The sequence below is a fragment of the Zooshikella ganghwensis DSM 15267 genome (genome assembly GCF_000428585.1).
GTDB classification, from domain to species: Bacteria; Pseudomonadota; Gammaproteobacteria; order Pseudomonadales; family Zooshikellaceae; genus Zooshikella; species Zooshikella ganghwensis.
On record NZ_AUAF01000007.1, the window covers coordinates 51,525 to 67,891 of the forward strand.

At 41.9% G+C, this 16,367-nt stretch carries 11 protein-coding genes; 9 read left to right on the forward strand and 2 right to left on the reverse strand.

Annotated features, from left to right (window positions below; all coding sequences use genetic code 11):
- The first annotated feature begins 5 nt into the window (after positions 1-5).
- The 5 genes from F607_RS0102865 (at position 6) to F607_RS0102885 (ending at position 5,029) form a co-directional block, all read left to right on the forward strand.
- Positions 6-1,169, forward strand: a complete 1,164-nt coding sequence (locus F607_RS0102865; protein WP_027706836.1) for a cupin domain-containing protein — start codon at positions 6-8, stop codon at positions 1,167-1,169.
- Positions 1,156-2,205, forward strand: coding sequence for a DUF7931 domain-containing protein (locus tag F607_RS0102870; protein WP_157365365.1), 1,050 nt, complete (start codon positions 1,156-1,158; stop codon positions 2,203-2,205). Before F607_RS0102865 ends, F607_RS0102870 begins: the two co-directional genes overlap by 14 nt.
- Positions 2,202-3,023, forward strand: coding sequence for a secretin N-terminal domain-containing protein (locus F607_RS0102875; RefSeq protein ID WP_027706838.1), 822 nt, complete (start codon positions 2,202-2,204; stop codon positions 3,021-3,023). The genes F607_RS0102870 and F607_RS0102875 overlap by 4 nt, the downstream gene beginning before the upstream one ends.
- Before the next feature lie 143 nt (positions 3,024-3,166).
- A complete protein-coding gene (locus F607_RS0102880; RefSeq protein WP_027706839.1) occupies positions 3,167-3,772 on the forward strand; it encodes a hypothetical protein in 606 nt (201 codons plus the stop codon).
- A gap of 480 nt (positions 3,773-4,252) precedes the next feature.
- The gene (locus F607_RS0102885) at positions 4,253-5,029 is read left to right on the forward strand and encodes a PEP-CTERM sorting domain-containing protein (protein WP_027706840.1); all 777 of its coding nucleotides are present in this window, start codon (positions 4,253-4,255) and stop codon (positions 5,027-5,029) included.
- Positions 5,030-5,284: 255 nt separating this feature from the next.
- Here F607_RS0102885 and F607_RS27915 read toward each other — a convergent pair whose 3' ends face one another.
- On the reverse strand, positions 5,285-6,004 hold the full coding sequence (locus F607_RS27915) for a substrate-binding periplasmic protein (RefSeq protein WP_051310784.1): 720 nt from the start codon (positions 6,002-6,004) through the stop codon (positions 5,285-5,287).
- Between the two features lie 795 nt (positions 6,005-6,799).
- Between F607_RS27915 and F607_RS0102895 the strand changes: the two genes are divergently transcribed.
- The 3 genes from F607_RS0102895 (at position 6,800) to aceB (ending at position 13,795) form a co-directional block, all read left to right on the forward strand.
- On the forward strand, positions 6,800-7,255 hold the full coding sequence (locus tag F607_RS0102895) for a hypothetical protein (RefSeq protein WP_027706841.1): 456 nt from the start codon (positions 6,800-6,802) through the stop codon (positions 7,253-7,255).
- 318 nt (positions 7,256-7,573) lie between these two features.
- On the forward strand, positions 7,574-11,788 hold the full coding sequence (locus F607_RS32485; protein ID WP_169719756.1) for a 3-keto-alpha-glucoside-1,2-lyase-like domain-containing protein: 4,215 nt from the start codon (positions 7,574-7,576) through the stop codon (positions 11,786-11,788).
- A 402-nt stretch (positions 11,789-12,190) separates the two neighbouring features.
- Complete coding sequence (gene aceB, locus F607_RS0102905) at positions 12,191-13,795, forward strand: malate synthase A (protein WP_027706842.1); 1,605 nt, start codon at positions 12,191-12,193, stop codon at positions 13,793-13,795.
- A gap of 68 nt (positions 13,796-13,863) precedes the next feature.
- Here the strand turns inward: aceB and F607_RS0102910 are convergent, their stop codons facing one another.
- On the reverse strand, positions 13,864-14,820 hold the full coding sequence (locus tag F607_RS0102910) for a LysR family transcriptional regulator (protein ID WP_027706843.1): 957 nt from the start codon (positions 14,818-14,820) through the stop codon (positions 13,864-13,866).
- Positions 14,821-14,935: 115 nt separating this feature from the next.
- Between F607_RS0102910 and aceA the strand changes: the two genes are divergently transcribed.
- Positions 14,936-16,243 carry an isocitrate lyase gene (aceA, locus tag F607_RS0102915; protein WP_027706844.1) on the forward strand — a complete coding sequence of 436 codons (1,308 nt, stop codon included), beginning with the start codon at positions 14,936-14,938 and terminating at the stop codon, positions 16,241-16,243.
- The last annotated feature ends 124 nt before the right edge of the window (positions 16,244-16,367 follow it).

The window sequence follows — 16,367 nt, forward strand, 5'->3', positions numbered from 1 at the left end:
CCATTATGAATACATTACTGGGTAATATCAGCGCCGCAGAATTTTTGCGTGAGTACTGGCAACAGCGCCCTCTATTAATACGGCAGGCGTTACCTGCTTATCAGTCACCCGTTTCTCCAGAAGAGCTGGCTGGCTTAGCGATGGAAGATACGGTAGAAGCTCGGCTTGTGGTTAATGATGATGAAGCTGAGCCTTGGCAAGTCTGGCATGGTCCATTTTCTGAAGAAGCCTTTTTGAACTTACCTGTAGATAACTGGACCTTATTGGTGCAAGCGGTTGATCATTGGGTGCCCGAAGTAGCTCAACTGCTTAGCCATTTTGATTTTCTACCTGGCTGGCGGCTGGACGACATTATGGTCAGCTATGCTCGTCCTGGTGGAGGTGTTGGGCCGCACTATGACCACTACGATGTGTTTTTACTGCAAGCCCGAGGCCGACGAAAGTGGCAGGTAGGTCAACGCTGCACTGTGCAAACACCACTCATGACTCATAATGACTTAAAAATAGTAGCGGACTTTCAAACTGCTGAAGAGTGGATTCTAGAACCTGGAGATATGCTCTATTTACCACCAGGTGTGGCGCATAATGGTATTGGTATAGATGATTGCATGACATTTTCTGTGGGTTTTCGAGCCCCTTCTGCGGCTGAGGTCATTACCCATTTTAGTGATTATGTTGCAGATAACCTGTCTGATGATAATCGCTATGCTGACCCGGCGCTGTCTCTGCCTGAGCATCCTGGCGAAATTACCCACAGCGCCATTGGGCGTTTAAAAACGTTGCTTAGTCAACTAGACGATGAGCAAAAGCTGGTGGAGTGGTTTGGACGTTTTATGACGGAGTCAAAATATAATATGACTCCTGAATTACCCACCATTAAACCTACAGACTGTGATGAGCTGGCGGGTCGACTAAAGCAGGGCTACTCGCTGACGGTAGTGACCGGAGCACGGCTGGCTTATAGCGCACTTAATAACTGTTGGCAGATTTATGCAGATGGTCAAGTTTTGCAAGCCAGTGAGCAGGTTTCTCCTATTTTGACACGTCTGGAGCGTCGACAGCCTATTGATCAAGCTGATGTCTCGGAGGCCGATGCAGATACTCTGTTATTACTTACCCAGCTGGTAGCTTTAGGGACATTGGCCTGGAAGCGGAATGATGACTGCTGAGGTTAGCTCTGCTACTGAAGAGCAAGTGTTATCGTTTATTGCTCACTATAGATGTGCAGGAGTTAACCATAGTGAGCAGGAAATTCTCCTCTGTCCACTACAATCAACTATGCACGCTGACTATAGCTGGTTTTTGATTGGCGGTGATTCACCACAAGGCTTGGGGTGGTTTCACCCTGAGCTTTCTACCATTGGGATTTATTTGCCTTTTGCTGAAGAGAATGGCTCAACGTTCAAAGACTTACTTGAATACCTCATTGCTTATACCCGCGCTGCCGGTGTCAAAATGCTTAAAGCATGTACTCTGCTCCATTGGTTAAGTTATTATCAAGCTCAGGGGTTTAGCTCGCTAGCCATTGACAGCTTAGGGGTAGATGCGGCTGATTCGGAAAATGTCTTCCTTGGATTAGATCTGGCTGCTCCCATTCCATTTGCCTCGATTCCCGATAAGCAAGGTATTGAGGTGATTCATGCTAAGTATCGTCATGACTACCAGCCTCGGGCTATCAAGCCAGCTGCAGAAACGGTGACTGCATGTCAGCTTATTCTGGGAGAAGACAGCAAGCTGCAGGTTTGGCATAAGCAGACTGATATTATGTCAGCGCTGCTGAGCATTGTGGCTCAGGCTGATGAAATAGTGCTGATTTACTCCCCTTTGTTACAACATGAGCTTTTTGCAGATGAGTCCTTTATTCGAGAGTTCTCAATGTTTGCTAGACGAAATCCGATTAGCCATGCGCGTATCTTGATCGATGATTGTCGCGCCATTGTCAATTATTCTCATCCATTACTGAGTCTGCAAAAAAGAATTCCCAGTCTTATAGAAATTCAACAAACTCACCCACAGTACCCTGTAGAAAGTTATGGTTATGTGTTGGTGGATCGTGTGGGCTGGTTAGAGCTGTCTGATGCCGATTTATTGATTGCTAAGGGATCATTTGCAGACCCAGGAAACGTTAAATTGCGCCAAGAAGGTTTTCAGCGTGCATGGGACAAAAGCTCTAAACCAGCAGACTTAAGGAATATCTCATTATGATTCGCTTAAGATCAGCTACCTATTTGCTAGTCACTCTGTTGCTAATAAGTCGTTTATCGATAGCTGCAGCGTTGCAAACATATACCATTGACATGAGACATCGGCTGGCAGATGAGCTAGTTCCCATATTACAGCCTTTGGTGGCTCCTGGAGGGGCTGTCACGTCATACAATAATGTTTTGATTATTAAAACAACAGCCAAGAACTTTCAACAGTTGCAGCAAACAGTAAAAAAACTGGATACGCCAATACGCCAACTCTTAATCAGTGTCAGCTCTGATTCAAGTGTGGTTTATGCCGAGCGTGGAATAGAAGCCGATGTTGATGTGCGAGTGGGTGATGTGACGATTCGAACAGGCGACCGTCATGCAGCTAGCGACCAAGTTGTTATTCATCATGGCACTCAACGCAGGCAAGATCAGGGGATACAGCAAGTGACTGCACTTGAGGGACAGGCTGCTTTTATTCAAGTAGGACAAGAGGTACCTGTACATGAACGTACCCAGTGGCCTGGGCATATTGAACAGCGCTCCTCTTATAAGAAAGTGAGCCAAGGCTTTTATGCGACGGTGAGGCTATCAGGTAATGACTTAGCTACTATTCAGCTAGAGGCTCAGAATAATCGTTTGGCTCGCAATAACTCAGGCAATATTGATATCAATTCAACCAGTACGGTTATTCAAGCACCTATTGGGCAGTGGGTTCCTGTAGGTGGCGTTAATAATCAGGCTAATCAGCACAACTCAGGTTTGAATCAACGAGTGTATCGTACCCGGGACCAACAGGCTCAGTTTTATATAAAGGTGGACTTTCAGTAAGGCGTCTTAAGGCGCTCGCATATTTGCCCCTCTTTTTTCTGCTTACCATGGGTTGCACCAGCTCTTGCCCTTTTCTTGTAAGTTAAGACAAATGGACTAGCCTTGTATTGCCACTTACAACCCGGCAAGGAAGGACATTTATTATGGGATTTTACACACTCATTGATGCACATGAGGTAAACGCTACCTTCGTAAGTACCAGTGATCAGCAAAAAGAAGGCCAGTTGATATTACATGCTAGTGGTATTGTTCAAGAGTATGCGACCACGCCTGAATTTTCGCGAGATGAACAATGGACAGGTGGCATCAAGTTTTGTTTAGGGGCTTGGATCGGTCCACTGGGGGCAGGAAAACAAAATTATCGAACGGAGCGTTCGTTTTCTAACCTGGCACCACCAAAAGAAGTGGTTATTGCTATGGCTTCTGGAGACAAGACAATTCCAGTGGAGTATATTCCTGAACAAAAAAGTCATGCCTTCTTGGCTGCACTCCAAACTGCAAGTCCTCATAAGTCAAGCGGACAAGCTGAACACATGACAGCCTCAGGAAGTTCACTGCGCTTGGACTTTAATGAAGCTTATCAAGCCGCATTAAATACACTTATTGCCAAACTACCTGAAGCGAGCTTATTAACTCGTTATGAGCTAGTCATTGATAAGCAAGTGATGTCATATGTTGGTTTGGTCAAAGGTGCTCCGACTTACGAGCTAGTAGTAACTGTCTCCCTTTCGAGTCCCAAAAAACACTAGCTATACCTTAATGGGCAGAACTAAGTTCTTGCCCATTGCTTTTCATGCCAACAAGTAAATCAGGTTGCGTGAGCTGGGTGAGTATTATTCAAATCGATATCCATAGTAAAGCCGCTGTCGCCTCTTCTTTACACTTCGATAAAAGATAATCTGAAAATAATTATTTGTAATTTAATTATATTTTCATATGCCAATTTTTTTTAACCAAAAAAATCTTAAAAATCATTGGATTACGATGAGCGGTATTTGGGAGTATGATTTGTTTCGCGGAGTTTGTGGGACTTAATTCAAATTAAAAATTTTTACAGTCTCGTTACCTTAATATGAAGTTTTAAGATTAAGTATTTGTTATAAATATAAAAAATAATTTTGGCATCAATGTTGCTAAATAGTGTCTGCGTTTTTACATGCGTTTATTCAATATGCATGAAGTTTGGATTAGTAGTATGCACGACGGCGTGCATTTTATGGAGAGTTATAATGAATAAATTAGCCGCACTATTTGGAACTGCAGTAGTAGCTCTATCTTCACAAGTAATGGCTTCCCCCCTCGACGCAACGAATATTACCGTTTTTGATGGACAGGGTTCTGGTTCAGGTTGGTATGGTACTCAAGAAGATAATGAGGTAGAACCACGCAATGGTTATGGACAGAAGTGGGACTTAGAAGGATTTTTCCAGAAAGGAAATAATGTCAGCATTGTGAGTGGTTACAACCTGAAAAATGGCGAACAACAAGGCGGTCACCACTGGACTTCTGGCGATATTTTTATCGATATTAATAACGATGTAACCCGTGGCAGTAGTACATGGTCAAATGGTAATAAAACCGTTAAAAACACTTACGGCTTTGACTATGTATTGGATGTTAACTGGTCTAACCTGACATATGATATTGTTAAGTTAGATGCAAACTCTTATACAAAAACTTCCTACTTTAAAAATAACCAAGCCGCTAATCCATGGTTGTATGCAGGTGGTGGTGATGTAATCGGTAATGGTGCTTTCTCTTTAAGCTCACTGACCGACGCCGAGTCAGGTTTCCTAGGTGGAAAACACTACTATGCTAATGGTTTTGATTTAAGCTTTTTAGGTGAAAATGCTGACTTCAATTTACACTTTACTATGCAGTGCGGTAATGATGACCTCCGTGGTAAAGGTAAAACACCAACTACGCCCGTTCCTGTTCCTTCTGTAGCTGCTTTAATGGGTATTGGTTTACTCGCTTTAGGTCGTGCACGTCGTCGTAAAAAGTAAGTAGCGTGTAGTAATCCATGAACGATATGGGTTAGACCGAAAAAGCCTTGCATTTATGCAAGGCTTTTTTAGTTTCTATCTATAAAAAAGGAAGTGTTCTGAAGCAGATTTATTTGATACCTTTTTGGGGTGGATAAGAAATATTTACATGATTTTCTATTTTAGAGCTTTTCATGAACTAATCATGCCGGTAGTTTTTTACACTTACAAATACTCGCTTAAAATATCATTGTATAATGTATCACTAATTTGTCCTTATGCTTTCTTCACTTCGTCTATACCTTTCTGTAACTGATTAATTAAGTCGTCAGACGTTTTTTTGCTAAAGGCATAAAACAGCTCAGCTTCTTTGAGTGTGTAGACTGTACTGAAGTCACTATTTTGCAAGCCATTTTTTTTGATAAACCAACGTGCGACATTTTCTTCATAGGCCCATAAGTCTACTCGACCAGTGTTAAGTTTTTTTACCAATGAGTCAGCATTTGATGATGGTTTGATTGAAGCGTCAGGTACGCCAAGCGCTTTTACCAGCTGTTCACCAACATCGTCACGAATAGTGCCTACGGTATACTTAGCGATATCTTCAGGGGTATTGATTTTTACGTCGTTGTCGTTTTTAGCAAGCAAAACGATTTTAGTTTTGGCGATGGGTCCTGCCCATTTAAAGAGAGGTTCTCGTTCTTTAGTACGTGTTGTGGCGAACAGAACATGATTTGGTTCTTCAAGAGTAGCTCGGTACCCCCTTGCCCAAGGGTAAACTTTGATTTGGCCTCTTTTTACTGGAGAACCTGCTTTGTTAGATGCAGCAATAAGCAAGTCGACAGCAATGCCTTTTAATAGGCCTGATGTTTCAAAGTTATAAGGTGGGTATGATTCAGTAATAAACGTTGGTTTATTCAGCTCATTACCATACGATAGTGAACTTAAAAATAATGATAATACTAATGTTGTAATAGCACCTTTGATATGGAACATAACGTTATTCTCCGAGCCTTTATTTGTATATACTTTCGATGAGTTATTTTTGTATACATCTAATTAGGTAATTAATGATTTTTGTAGCACACTGCTTTTAATATTCCTTATCATTGCAGATACTTTATGAGTAGTTTAGTTTAATTTAGGCTATGGATTGTGCAAGATGATGATAAAAAATAATAGATAAATTATAACTTGAATGCTAATTAATTAAAGCTTTCTTTTTCTTGGTGTCTTTTGGGGTGTGATTTTTTTATGGGTTTTACTTGCTAAGGCTTTTTTCTTTATGCCTCCTTATGGTGAAAAACTTTCATTGTTAAAGCAAAGAATGGTTTTCTGTTAAGTTAAAGTTGTTTTGTTTGTGCATTATGTTGGCGCAGTTTCTATTTTTCGAGCTATTTATTTAAAGCTAAGAATCTTAAGTCATTTAATGGTCTTTCATAACTGGAATCGTATTTAAAACTATATTTTTATTAAGCCGGTATGTCGGTGTTGGCTGCTTTAATGTATTATAATTGCATATAAAAAAACACTATAATAAAAGTATAAAAAGCACCTATATTGAGAGTCTGGATATCATGTCATCATTACCCCTTTGTAGGTAATGCATCTCCTGATGTACTTGATGTACTTGATGTACATGAGACAGCTTTTCAGTTATTTTATGGTACACATCATAAGTTGCACTTATAATGAATAATTAAAAGAAGTATTTAGCTAGTAAGTGACATACAATAGTTTTATTCATGCTATACCTTAACTACAAGGCATAGTATCACTAGGGTACCCACAATGCATTGGCTAAAAGACTGGCTTGGTTCAAAAGAAGAATCTGGACTCGAGAGAAATGAACAGGCGCACTATAAAAATATACGAGAACAAAATAATAAAACGCTGGTAAATTATTTGTTTCAAAAGGTGATTATTCCTCAGCTGTATGAGTTCAAGAGCAAGCTAGCCCTTCATTCTGAAGTCAAAGTGGTTGATATTCGTTACTATCAACACTCTTGTGAATTACATATTATCCAGCAACTGGCTCAAACAAGACATTTTGTGCTTTCTTTTACCACAGACTTAGTGGATAACTTAGTGGTTGTCAGTGCACAGATGAATGAACTACCAATCGCTGAGTGGAGCAATAAGCATTTATTTATTATGTCTGTTCAAAAAAGTGACATACAACTGTTACTATCAGAGTTTACGAAAAGTCTCGATTGTGAAGCCCAGTTTCACCCTGATAGCAATTGAGTTGTTATCCCGTGCCATGCGCGCTGGTCTATCCCTCCTAAGTTAGCAGGGCAACCCCTTTTAAAGGTATCTGTAATAACTGTCTTATTACTTTACATTTACATCACAAATAAATATGTGGTGAGCACTGCTATAGGTGTTTTTGCCTGTAAAGGATGAGCATCTTACGAGTCTTATTAAATAGCAGGCATTATGTTTGCTTAATTTTCGTGAAAAAACTTCATAATACAAAGAGATTAAGTCATCGCTCTTTATGGCTGTATTTTTACAAATAAAAATAAATACTCAGTGGCCATTCTGGTGATGGGTGTAATGATATTGGCAGTAAAAAAATGGGTTCAGGCATTATTTTATTATTCACTCTTTGTCTGCGGTGTTGGTGCTTCATGGGCGGATGATGGAACACCAGACTTAACTGTATTGTTAGCAGAAATATCTGCAATGCCTGAAGGCAGTTGGCGTCAAGTGAGTCTTAATCGTTTTGATGATGTGTGGGTACCTGCGGGATTACGGCCACTATTTGGCCTTTCAAACCCTGAGCCTGATCGTATTATTGCGGCGTGGAGTTCTTTTGCCTGGGATAGCCGACGTGGTGATTTAGTACTGTATGGTGGAGGGCATGCCAACTACACAGGTAATGAAGTCTATCGTTGGCGAGGTACGACACGTCAGTGGGAAAGAGCTTCGTTACCCAGCGAAATTATTCAAGATGATTTTGGCAATTGGCGTGCTGTCGATGGTGTGGATGCAGCGCCTAGCTCTGCGCATACCTATGATAATACTCTTTATTTACCCTTTCATGATCGTGTGTTGACCTTTGGTGGAGCGGCTTACAACAATGGTGGGATGTTTATTCGCCAGGTTGATAGCACAACAACAAGGCCTACAGGCCCTTACCTCTGGGACCCTGGCAAAGCAGATAAAGATAAAGTAGGTGGTACAACAGGCTCGCATGTCCAGCGCATGGGCCCACATCCAGAAATATTGGGTGGGAATATGTGGCAAAACCGCGATATTCATACCCACCTCATGGGACTGCCCACTCTCCCTAAAAGCCATGTGGAGGGTACCACCGCACTCCGCAGTAGTGAAGGTAGAGATGTGGTGCTAGTAAATGCTCGGCCCGGTGGCACCCATGAGTATCTTTATCAGTACACTATCAATGACATAAATGACCCCGCTAGAGATTCATGGACACTTTTGGGGACTTATTGGAATGGAGTTAATAATCAAGGTGCAGGCTTATTTGATCCTGTATTAAATCTGTATGTGCGTAGTGGACGAAAGGTCATTGGGTTTTGGGATTTATCGACACCTGGCACTGAGAACAAGGATCAGCTTTTTTATCCTCAGTCACTTGGTAATGAGTTTAATGTCACGCGTGATATGGGGATGGATTATGATGCTAACCGTCACCAGTATTTGTTATGGCGTGGTTATAATGAAGTTTGGGCGATTATTCCACCAACTACAGTCAGTACTGGAGGCTGGCGAGCAGTTAAGCAGCCACTTTGGACTGGTGATGCCCCAAGCCTGGGTCCTGGCACTGGTATATTAGGTCGTTGGAAATATATCAAACAGCTTGATGTATTTATTGGTTTGCAGGGCATTAGTGCAGGTCAGATTTGGATTTATAAACCTATAGGTTGGGAATCACCAGCATTAGCTGAACGCACCTTAGCACCGCAAATAGCCCCTGTAGCAGGTACCTATACTGACGCTCAACGGGTGACACTGACTGCAAATGAGCCTGGGGCCTCTCTGCTGTATACCATGGATGGGCTTGATCCAGAGCAATATGGTTCGCCCTATGATGGACCTATTTCACTGAGTACCTCAACCACGGTTAAGGCGGTCGCTATTGCCCCCGAAAAGCGACCAAGCCGGGTGATGTCTGCAGAGTATCACTTCAATGTTCCTCCTGAGATTGCTTCTTTGACACTATCCTCAACACATATATCTGATCAGTCATTTGTGTTGTTATCTGTAAGTGCGAGTGATCCTGATAATCAGCCACAAGCCCTTCAATATCAGTGGGACATTATTAATGGTCAGGGATCTATTGAGCCGGTGTCCGCCACAGAGGCTCGTTATTATCCCGCAGATACTGATATGACAGAGCTGCACTTGTTGCAGGTTGTTGTGAGTGATGGAGAGCAAACCGACGTTGAATCTGTTTACCTCACTGTGACGGATGCTGATGGGCCACCATTACTTTTTTATACAGCTTTTAGCGAAGGAGAAGACGGTTTACCTCCAGCCGATTGGCTGGTGTTCGATGAGGGTAACATTTTTGCCCCTTCTCGCTGGGTCAAAATGGGGCTGCAGTTGGTTCAGCAGAGTAATATTTATGCCAAGCCCATTGTTGCGAGTGATTTGGCTAAACTGGGTACAGTGCTTTATTACCCCGATAGTCTCTCATGGCAAGATTATCAGTTAACCACTTTCTTTTACTCTAAAGACGATGATGCAGTTGGTGTGGTTTTTCGTTTGCAGGATGCAACCCACTACTATCGATTTACCTGGAATAAGGCTTTAGGCTATCGGCGTTTAGAGCGTCGAGAGGGGGCCATATTTACGCTGCTGGCGGAGGATTTTGTGCCCTATGTGCAAAACCAGTTGTACCAGCTGACGGTTAAAGCTGAGGGTAATCAACTTAAGGTTATTATTGATCAAAATGAAATATTTAATGTAAGCGATAATGCTTTTTCGCAAGGAGGTGTTGGCTTTTATAGTTGGGCGAATGAAGGTTATCACATTCACTCGCTGGAAGTACTGGATAATAGAAGCAATGTGGAGCTAGGTGAGGCCCCTGTTATTGATAGTTTAACCGCTACTCCTGTCTCAGTGTCTGCTAATGAATCTGCTTTATTACAGGTAGTTGCAAGTGACACTGATAGTCCAGAATCAAGCTTAATTTATACATGGCAGGTGTTGTCTGGTAATGGTGTTTTATCAGCGGCAAATCAGCATACCACGAATTATACCCCCGAGGCTGTTGATGAAGTGGAAGTGCATAGGTTACAGGTCACTGTCAGTGATGGTCTGCAATCGATTACAGAAAACCTAAATATTACGGTTTTACCTACCAGTGCCACCCCTGTGCTTGAGGAGGTATTTGCATCCGGGTTAAGTCACCACTGGCATATGGTTACTACGGGAACGACTCAAGGGCCTGCAGATTGGGCGGTGAAGGATGAGGTGCTTTGCCAGTCGAGTAATGTCTATGCACCGCCCTCCTCTGCTGAGGCAACACTGAAACCAGGGACTCTATTGTTATACCAGTTAGGTTATCGCTGGCAGGATTATGAGCTAAGCCTCAACGTCAAATCAGATGACGATGATGTTATGGGGGTGCTATTTCGTGTACAGGATGAGCAGCACTATTATCGGTTTAGCTGGTCAAAAACATTCGCTTTTCGCCGGCTTGAAAAGATTGAAGGCAGTGACGTTACGGTATTAGCAGAAGATCAAGTTCCGTTTAGCGTTGGGCAGTGGTATTCACTTGATATTAATTTACAAGGCAATACGATTGAGGTCGCTATTGATGATAATTTAATACTATCTGCGAGTGATAATACTTTTCTTCAGGGAACTGTAGGACTGTATACATGGGCAAATCAGGGAACGTGCTTTGATGATATTAAAATACAGACTAAGGCTTCAGCAAATAAGCCCCCAGTAATATCTTCAATCCAATCATTACCAGCCTTTTTACTATCAGGTAGCTCTCTACCGTTATCAATCGAAGCTAGTGACCCAGAAAATCAACCACTTTCTTGGGGTTGGTCTGTTATTGGTTCTGCCTCATTGACAGGCGAATTTACAACAATGCCGATGCTATCGACGCAAACAGTTACTGAGCCGACAACGTTGACCATTACCGCTACTGTTTCTGATGGACAATGTTGGGATAAGGTTCAGCAACAGATTACATTAATGCCTGCGCAACAGCCTACGTTGTTATTACCAAGCAGCTATGAGGGGCAACGTTTAATCAGTGATTGGTGGTCGGTAAGTGAAGGTAGCCGGTTAGCGCCCGCAAAATGGCAAACAAGTTCAGGAACGTTATACGATAACTCTAATATTTATAGTTTACCCATTACTTTTACTGACTTACGAAAAGCAGGTAGTGTTATTTATTATCCTGCAGGAAAACACTGGGATAATTATGAAGTGCACTTAAAGCTAAAATCAGGCGATGATGATGCATTAGGTGTTGTTTTTCGTATGCAAGATCCACAGCACTATTACCGTTTTGAATGGAATAAAGCAGGTAATTATCAGCGATTGGTTCGGCGTATGGCTGATGAATATACCCTGCTTGCAGAGGTTGCTGAACCTTATATTCAAGGACGCTGGTATGAGCTTGTTATTCAAGTGAATGGTAATCAAATTGAAGTTTTCTTGGACAATACATTAGTCTTTCAAGTAGTGGACTCGCTATTAAGTAAAGGAACCATTGGTTTATATACCTGGGCTAACCATGGTAGTCAGTTTAAGGATGTGACTGTTTATCCAGTTAATGAGTAATAAAATAACCTTTACTTTTTATGTGGTGTACATCTGCCTCGAATAAGCGTATTAAAAACGGCACGTATTCGTTATTTATATTATTTATAATCACTATTCTTGAAAAGGGCACTCAAGAGAATTGACATTATCATTGGAGAACAACAGTATTGTATTAACGATATCACTATAATTATTTTCCTTTTATATAACGAGGGTAATTGATCAGTGTTCTTGAGTACCAATAGTGGTGGGAGTGCACTTTACGTATAAAGAATACGGAAAAGAAAAGGAAAATAGCGGCTAATGGAGTGATCGTTTTTATATAAGACACTAAGTTTTTTTATGAGATTGAATGAACTTGCAGTCAGTTGTCTTACAGAATAAACGTAAAAGTAATTACCTATAAAAATGAGGTTTAAAATGACTGAACCAACCCAAATTGGAGAAATGACATTTTTGGGTAAACTGTCTCCCGCATATCAGGAAATACTAACCCCTGAGGCAGTCACCTTTCTTACGGAGTTGGTCAGAGAGTTTCAGCCTCGATTACAACAGTTGTTGGCTGAACGGGCCAAGCGTCAGGCTATATTCGACGAGGGACAGTTACCAGGTTTTTTAACAGAAACCAAAGAAATACGAGATAGCCTCTGGACAGTTTCCCCTATTCCTCAGGATTTACAGGATCGCCGCGTTGAGATAACAGGCCCTGTGGATCGCAAAATGATTATTAATGCGCTAAATGCCAATGTAAATGTCTTTATGGCTGACTTTGAGGATTCTCAGTCACCCACGTGGGAAGGTGTTATTGAAGGACAAATAAACCTCCGTGATGCAAACTTAGGTACAATAGAGTATGTACACCCAACCACTGGCAAGGAATATACTCTAAAAGAGGACCCTGCTTTATTAATAGCTCGGGTACGTGGTTTGCACTTGCAAGAAAAACACGTGCAGCTTCAGCAGCAAAGTATTCCCGCCAGCCTTTTCGACTTTGCCCTGTACTTTTTTCATAACTGGCAAGTCAGAAAACAACAGGGAACAGGTGTTTATTATTATCTTCCCAAACTACAAAGTCACCATGAAGCGGCATGGTGGTCGGATGTATTTAAGTACACAGAAAGCCGATTCCAGCTTCCAGAAGGAACGATCAGAGCGACAGTATTGATAGAAACCTTGCCCGCTGTATTTGAAATGAATGAAATTTTATTTGCATTAAGGGAACATATTGTTGGTCTCAACTGTGGGCGTTGGGATTATATTTTCAGTTATATTAAAACCTTGCGTAACCATGCTGATCGGGTATTGCCAGACCGCCAAAAGGTTACCATGGACCAACCTTTTTTAAGTGCCTATTCCAGATTGCTTATAAGAACATGTCATCGCCGTGGTGCACTGGCAATGGGGGGAATGGCTGCACTTATTCCCGCTAAAAATGAGATGGCTAATGCCCGGGTCCTCCAAAAAGTCCGTGAAGACAAAGAGTTAGAAGCGCGTAATGGACATGATGGTACATGGATTGCCCACCCAGGCTTAGCAGATACGGCATTGGATGTATTTAACCAGTATATTCCTGAAGGTAAGTTTAACCAGTTACATGTTCTGCGCGAGGATGATCCAGAAATTACGGCAAAAGATTTACTTGCACCCTGTCCTGGTGAGTGTACTGAAAATGGTATGCGTAATAATATCCGGGTTGCAATCCAATATATTGAAGCTTGGATTAATGGTAATGGCTGCGTTCCTATTTACGGCTTAATGGAAGATGCAGCCACCGCAGAAATTGCGAGAACCTCTATTTGGCAGTGGATGCGTCATGGCCGAAAATTAGACTCAGGTAAAGCGGTGACAGTCACCCTGTTTCGGGAAATGCTACAGGAGGAGTCTTTAATTGTACGACAAGAAGTAGGTGAAGCGCGTTGGGAGACTGGTAGTTTTGAGTTGGCGATGAACATTCTTGATGAGATTACCACCTCAGAAGAACTGGTTGATTTTTTGACATTACCCGCTTATAACCACTTAAATTAAAGAAAAAATATAGGCCTGTATAAAGCAGGCCTTTATTCCTTTTGCGCTTGGCTTTTTGCGGCGTCTTTTCATGACGAAGCGGTAAGGGTAAGCTCAGTTTTAGCGACTTCGCCTACCAATCGTCTTAACCACTGGTGTCCTGGGTTATGTTGTAATAAAGGACTCCAGGCCATTTTTAGCTCAAAGTCTGCCACCGCGAAGGGTGGCTTACGAATAACCAGCTGTGGGTTATCTTTGGCAAGCAGTGCGGCTCGAGTGGGTAATGTAGCAATAAGGTCGGGTTGTTGGGCTAGTAACATTGCAACTTGGTAATGTCGAGTAAAAACGCTAATACGGCGTTTTTTTTCGAGTTTTGCCAATGCTTCATCAACCCACCCCAAGCGTTGTACATCTTGTGGTGTCATGCCAACCCCTACCCCCATGCCGGTTTTACTTACCCAAATATGCTGAGCTTGTAAATAAGTGTCCAAATTAAAGTTTTTTAAAATAGGGTTTTGAGCGCTGATTAAACAGGAAAAACTATCTTGCCAGACTGTGGTTTGATGAAAAGACTGTGGCATTTCATCAAAACGATTAATAGCCATATCCACGCGGCCTTGCTCTACATCTAAAAAACTGACGTCACTTGGCGTTAATATATCTAAAGTGACATGGGGGGCAAGTTGCCTTAACTGTGTTAATAAAGGAGGAATCAGGGTTGATTCAGCATAGTCACTGGCCATGATGCGGAATACACGATCGCTGCTATATGCATCAAATGCTTTTTGGGGTTGAAGCGCTTTTTCTATGTTGGACAATACATCTCGAATCATGGGCTGTAATGAAAGTGCTCGCTCTGTTGCGGTCATTCCTTCACTGGTTCTGACGAGGATAGGATCATCAAAAAGCTCACGTAAACGACGTAAACCATTACTCATGGCTGGCTGGGTGATTCCTAAGTGGCTTGCCGCTTTAGTGACATTTTTTTCACGTAATAAGACATCTAAATACACCAATAAATTAAGATCAACCCGTGAAATATTCATTTTGTTGATACCGAGAATAAAAACTATAAATTTACTAAATCATGGCATAATTTCTAGACTTTGTCGTGCCTTGTTCGTAATTCATAATAAATACAGCTAACTACAGGAGCCAACGATGGCTATTTATAACCGCAATGAAGAAATCGCTCGTATTGAAAAGGATTGGGCAGAAAATCCTCGCTGGAAGCATGTTAAACGTACTTATACGGCAAGTGATGTTGTTCGTTTGCGTGGTTCAATTCATGTTGCCAACACATTAGCAGAACAAGGTGCCACAAAGTTGTGGTCGTTAATTAATGGTGGAGTGAGTAAAGGCTATGTTAACTGCTTAGGTGCCTTAACCGGAGGTCAAGCGGTTCAACAAGTTAAAGCGGGCATTAAAGCCATTTATTTATCAGGTTGGCAAGTCGCGGCAGATAATAATAGTTCGATGACCATGTACCCTGATCAATCACTCTATCCTGTTAACTCTGTTCCTGCGGTGATTAAGCGGATTAATAACGCCTTTCGCCGGGCCGATCAAATTCAATGGCAGCGTGGCATTAAACCTTCTGATGAGCAGTATATTGACTACTATGCCCCTATTGTGGCGGATGCAGAAGCGGGATTTGGCGGTGTATTAAATGCCTATGAATTAATGATCGCCATGATTGAGGCTGGTGCAGCAGGTGTTCACTTTGAAGATCAGTTAGCGTCAGTGAAAAAATGTGGTCATATGGGTGGCAAAGTATTAGTGCCCACACAAGAAGCCGTACAAAAATTGATTTCAGCACGTTTAGCGGCTGATGTTATGGGGACCAGCACGATTGTATTAGCACGAACAGATGCTAATGCGGCGGATTTGATAACGTCTAATATTGATGAATATGATGCACCTTTTATTACCGGAGAACGTACGGCAGAAGGTTTTTATCAAACACGTGCAGGTATAGATCAGGCAATCTCTCGTGGTTTAGCCTATGCACCTTATGCTGACTTACTCTGGTGTGAAACAGCTAAACCAGATCTTGATGAAGCTAGAAAATTTGCTGAAGCGATTCGTCGTGAATACCCAGATCAACTGTTAGCCTATAATTGTTCACCTAGCTTTAATTGGAAGAAAAATCTGGATGATGCCACTATTGCCAAGTTTCAGCGGGAATTAAGTGCAATGGGCTATAAATTCCAATTTATTACGTTAGCAGGTATTCATGCTATGTGGAATAGTATGTTCGACCTGGCTTATGATTACGCGCGTAATGACATGTCTGCGTATGTGAAATTACAGGAAAAAGAATTCCAAGATGCTGAACGGGGTTATACCTTTGTTGCGCATCAACAAGAAGTGGGCACAGGCTATTTTGATGATGTAACTAACGTCATTCAGGGAGGCTCATCTTCCGTTACTGCTTTAAAAGGTTCAACAGAGGAGGACCAGTTCTAACTTGATTAGGATTAAAATAGCAGTAGCGATTGTAGTAAACACATTATCTGCAATGTATGATATTGTTAAAACACAGATCGTATTATTCTTATTAATACCCTTAAAAAGGATCACGCCAGTGATC

Excerpts from the sequence above, each read along its gene's own strand:
- F607_RS0102875 (WP_027706838.1), top strand. The coding sequence starts at position 2,202 with ATGATTCGCTTAAGATCAGCTACCTATTTGCTAGTCACTCTGTTGCTA.
- aceB (WP_027706842.1), top strand. The coding sequence starts at position 12,191 with ATGACTGAACCAACCCAAATTGGAGAAATGACATTTTTGGGTAAACTG.
- F607_RS0102910 (WP_027706843.1), bottom strand. The coding sequence starts at position 14,820 with ATGAATATTTCACGGGTTGATCTTAATTTATTGGTGTATTTAGATGTC.
- F607_RS27915 (WP_051310784.1), bottom strand. The coding sequence starts at position 6,004 with ATGTTCCATATCAAAGGTGCTATTACAACATTAGTATTATCATTATTT.
- F607_RS0102865 (WP_027706836.1), top strand. The coding sequence starts at position 6 with ATGAATACATTACTGGGTAATATCAGCGCCGCAGAATTTTTGCGTGAG.
- aceA (WP_027706844.1), top strand. The coding sequence starts at position 14,936 with ATGGCTATTTATAACCGCAATGAAGAAATCGCTCGTATTGAAAAGGAT.
- F607_RS0102895 (WP_027706841.1), top strand. The coding sequence starts at position 6,800 with ATGCATTGGCTAAAAGACTGGCTTGGTTCAAAAGAAGAATCTGGACTC.
- F607_RS0102870 (WP_157365365.1), top strand. The coding sequence starts at position 1,156 with ATGATGACTGCTGAGGTTAGCTCTGCTACTGAAGAGCAAGTGTTATCG.
- F607_RS0102885 (WP_027706840.1), top strand. The coding sequence starts at position 4,253 with ATGAATAAATTAGCCGCACTATTTGGAACTGCAGTAGTAGCTCTATCT.
- F607_RS0102880 (WP_027706839.1), top strand. The coding sequence starts at position 3,167 with ATGGGATTTTACACACTCATTGATGCACATGAGGTAAACGCTACCTTC.